Origin of the sequence: Alistipes sp. DJF_B185 (assembly GCF_964250025.1) — a bacterium.
In the GTDB taxonomy this organism is placed as follows: Bacteria; Bacteroidota; Bacteroidia; order Bacteroidales; family Rikenellaceae; genus Alistipes; species Alistipes finegoldii.
The window spans coordinates 1-3,637 of sequence record NZ_CAXUDY010000037.1 but is presented as its reverse complement, the minus strand read 5'-3'; the positions used below and the strand labels follow the sequence as shown (position 1 = coordinate 3,637).

The 3,637-nt window shown below is 60.3% G+C and carries 5 protein-coding genes; all 5 read right to left on the bottom strand.

From position 1 onward, the window contains the following. On the bottom strand, positions 1-666 hold a 666-nt coding region (gene traN / locus ACESTR_RS15695), incomplete at its 3' end, for a conjugative transposon protein TraN (protein WP_373179422.1). Positions 667-668: 2 nt separating this feature from the next. Next, entirely contained in the window at positions 669-1,877 is a 1,209-nt protein-coding gene (gene traM, locus ACESTR_RS15690) for a conjugative transposon protein TraM (protein WP_302782296.1), read from the bottom strand. Positions 1,878-1,883: 6 nt separating this feature from the next. After that, positions 1,884-2,099, bottom strand: a complete 216-nt coding sequence (locus ACESTR_RS15685; RefSeq protein WP_279183715.1) for a hypothetical protein — start codon at positions 2,097-2,099, stop codon at positions 1,884-1,886. Continuing rightward, entirely contained in the window at positions 2,089-2,712 is a 624-nt protein-coding gene (traK, locus tag ACESTR_RS15680; protein ID WP_026076629.1) for a conjugative transposon protein TraK, read from the bottom strand. The genes ACESTR_RS15685 and traK overlap by 11 nt, the downstream gene beginning before the upstream one ends. A 14-nt stretch (positions 2,713-2,726) precedes the next feature. Further along, positions 2,727-3,637, bottom strand: a 911-nt coding sequence (gene traJ, locus ACESTR_RS15675; RefSeq protein WP_373179421.1) for a conjugative transposon protein TraJ, incomplete at its 5' end; no start/stop codon positions are given.

The following is a 3,637-nucleotide window of genomic DNA, read 5'->3' as shown; positions in this document are numbered from 1 at the left end:
ATCCGCTACGATAAACCGCCGTGAATCCACCTCGAAGGAGATATTCGTGTCGTTATACATACAAGTATGTATGTAAACGACATCGTTGGAAACGTAAATTCCCAGCACCTCGACCCCGATGCCGTACTTCTTTGTGCGAATGCCCTTTACGTCCGTACGGTTCTGTCGGTATATGTCGCTCAACATGCGCTTCACGGTCGCAGGCTTCTGGCGCCCGACCTCGCGCAGCAGCACCCGACCCTCTGATGCGGTCGACTGATAATCGCCTGCGGCGGCAGGTTCTTTCACACCTTCCGTCTGTGGTTCTTGCACTGTAAGATTGAGGGTCGAGACAACAGGATTCTCGGCATAGTGGACATCGAAAGTGAAAAATCCGCCGTCCTCGGTGATAACCGTCAGGTTGGTCTCGGCGGCGAAATTCCGCACGGCGGCTTTCACCCGCACGACGTTCTCGGCCCCGTCGGCCTTCCCAGCGATGATGTCCATCGAACCGATGTCGATGTAGGTCACGGGCGACGGGAACAAGATGTGTACGGTCTTGGTGAATCCCGCCTCGATACGCAGGGGACGGATCTCGGTCGGCGTTTCCGGTGTCGTCTGCGCCGTGACCTTTGCCGCCGCGATTGCCGCGACGATCAGGGTCAGATAAATAAGGTCTCTTTTCATTTTTACTGCTGTTTAGAAATCAATAATAGCTGGTGGTTGGCTTTGAGGGTGATCTTCACCTCGCGGAGCTTCCCGGCGACATACTGCGACGATGCCTGCAATCCTCCGCGCGCCAGCTCGGACAACACCTGCTGCCCGGCCGAGCGGGTGACGTTTACGCTCGTCCCGGCTGTCTGCCCGACGGAAGCCAGCGCCTCTTTGAGGGCTGTCCGCTCGCGGGAGTTCGGGATATTCAGCCCCGGTTGTCCGTCCATGTCGTAAGCCACGGCTTCGACAGCGAAGATCCGTCCGCCGTATTCGACGGACGACACCGTGACTTGCAGCCGCATTCCGGAGATCGTCGCAAGACTGTATAGCGGCGTATTCCGGGGGATGGTCACTCCGTCGATACGCACGGCTTCCAGCAACCGCAGTTGCACGGTGCTTCCGGCACGTATGACCTGCGTCGAGGCGACGCAGGCTCTGACGGTCGGAGTATCGGCATGCGCGACGCCACCTGCCGCCGTGAGAAATCCCAAGTTGCGTTCGACGGTGAAATCCGCCCGTGTGTCGAGCGTCGATGCTTCGACCTCACCCTCCCGCACGGGCCGCATGACCGACAGGCGCGAATCCTTCCGCTGCTTTGCCTGCTCAACAGCTTCTTCACCTACGGCCGTTCCGCCGCCGAGATACTTCCGTGCGAGCTTGTACTGCTCCTCGGCCAGCTCCAGCGGGTCGGGCTGCTGCCGCTCGGCGTCGAGCTGGGATTGCAGGGCCGCGACCTGCTCTTTCAGCGCTTCGACCTCGGCATTGCGCTGCGGAGCGGCGTAGAAGCCCTGCACCTGCCGCTGCATGGCCCGGTTGGCCTCGGCAGCCCGCAGTGCGGGGTCGTCCGCCGGTGCGGGTTCCTCGGTGGGTTTGAGCCCGTCGTCCAGCAGCGAGAACGAATTGTCGCCGAGTGTCATCATGCGTTTCTGCTGCTGCTCCTCGCTGCGGAGCTGCTCCGCGGCTTTGCGTTTGTCTCCGACGGTGGCTTGCGCCTTGCCGTCCGGAACCGACGTATTGATCCCCGCAGCTCCTTCTTGGGGCTTGACGGGCGCAGGCCGGAATATGAACCACAGCACAACGAGGAAGATGCATCCGAGGATCGCCGCGAAGAGCAGCACCTTGCGTTTGCGCTGCCGCTCGAACTCCGCCGAGGGGTCGTTGCCCGGATTCTTGTTTTCTGTCATAACGATTTACGGTATCAGAGGTGAATATTCAAAATGTCCGATCTCTAACTCCGGCCCCATGTCCGCTGTGAATAGGAGCCAGAGGTAAAGGAGCAGCAGCAGGACGAGCGCCGCAAGTACGATCCGCTCCCGGATGCGGGGTGCGAGTGCGTCGTGCCGGCGCCGCAGCGACCGCCGCACCCAACGGATGCGGCAGCGCAGGGTGTGCGGTTTAGCGGTCATAGGTCGCAATGTCTTTGTTCTCGACGATGTTCAGCGCTTCGACCATGAAGCCCTGCGGATTGTTGTCCGAGCGGGAAACGTTCACCAGACGGCACGTCGTGACGAGCGACCGCTCCGTGACGGTGCTTTCGCGCAGGATGCGCTGCCGGGCAAAGGTCGTAACCTCGTAGGGATAGCGGTCGAAGTCGCAGCGGATGCTGTCCACTTTGACCATCTGCGAGACGTTGCCCGCGATCAGGCGGTTGAAGAATCCTTTCTCCTGCAGGACCTTGTAGTAGGACAAGGCGCTTTTGTCGGCCATCTGCAGGGCGCGTCCGACGTTGGACTCGATGGCCGCCTTGTCGGGCGAGAGGGTGAAGAAGAGCTCGTGGAAGCGCCGCACATGTTCACGGGCCTCTACGGGACGGTTCTGTGCGAGGTCCTGCGAGAGCGCCACCATCAGCGAGCGGCCGTTGTCCAGTACGTAGATCTTCTGCCGCTGCCGTTCGGCGAAGGAGTAGGACATCCAGACTGCCGCCACGGTAACGACGGCGCAGATTCCGGCGAAGACGAGCGCGTACATGCGTAGTTGCCGAAACGATGTTTCGATGTTCGTTAAACACTTGAATTCCATAACAGCGAATTATTTTATTTTCTGAAAATAAGCCGGGCGCCGTTCATGATACCACGCCCTACGGCCTTACCGCCCGATAATGCCGCCGAGCCGGCGCCTTTGGCCCCGGCCCATGCTTTGCCGGCCGTCCATCCGGCCCCGGCGCTTACGAGCGAGGTCATCTTCGAGACGGTCTTGTTGTAGGCGGCGAATCCGTTCGCCTGCACGACCCACGAGGCGATCGAGGGGATGCAGAGGTATCCGCATACGGCCACGAGCATGAAGATCAGGTTCAGGCTGCTTGACCAGTCCACATACCAGTTGTATCCCTGCTCCATAAGTTCGGTATCATGCCGCATGGCGAGGCTTTGCAGACGTGCGATGATCGCCGAGAAAAGGTCCGAGATGGGCAGCCACAGGTAGATCGAGACATACTTCGTGAGCCATTGCGTCAGCGTGGATTGAAATCCGTCGAATACGGAGATGGCGAAGGCGATGGGGCCCAGCAGCGACAGCACGACCAGATAGAAGGTTCTCAGCACGTCGAGTATGACGCTCGCCGCCGCGAAGAGCAGTTCGAGTATCCATGCCAGGCCTTTGAAGATGAGCCCCTTCACCGACCATGAGGAGCGTTCCTCGTTCATGCGGTCGAGTGTCTGCTGTGTCTGGTCGTCCACGCCCAGTTCACTGAGCTCACGCTCCATCTCCTCGTCCTCGGCGTAGTAGCTGTCCGGGGGCATCTGCTCGCGGCCTTCGAGTTCGAGCCGCTCACGCCGCTCCTGCCATTGTTCCATGTCGAGCGTTTGCCCGACCATGAGCGAATGCGTTGCCTTTACCAGGGGTGAAAGTATGCCGTTCAGGCTTCCCAGCACGAGCGTCGGGAAGAACAGGATGCAGATGCCGATGGCGAAGGGCCGCATGAGGGGAAAGAGGTCGATAGGTTCGG

Excerpts from the sequence above, each read along its gene's own strand:
- traM (WP_302782296.1), bottom strand. The coding sequence starts at position 1,877 with ATGACAGAAAACAAGAATCCGGGCAACGACCCCTCGGCGGAGTTCGAG.
- ACESTR_RS15685 (WP_279183715.1), bottom strand. The coding sequence starts at position 2,099 with ATGACCGCTAAACCGCACACCCTGCGCTGCCGCATCCGTTGGGTGCGG.
- traK (WP_026076629.1), bottom strand. The coding sequence starts at position 2,712 with ATGGAATTCAAGTGTTTAACGAACATCGAAACATCGTTTCGGCAACTA.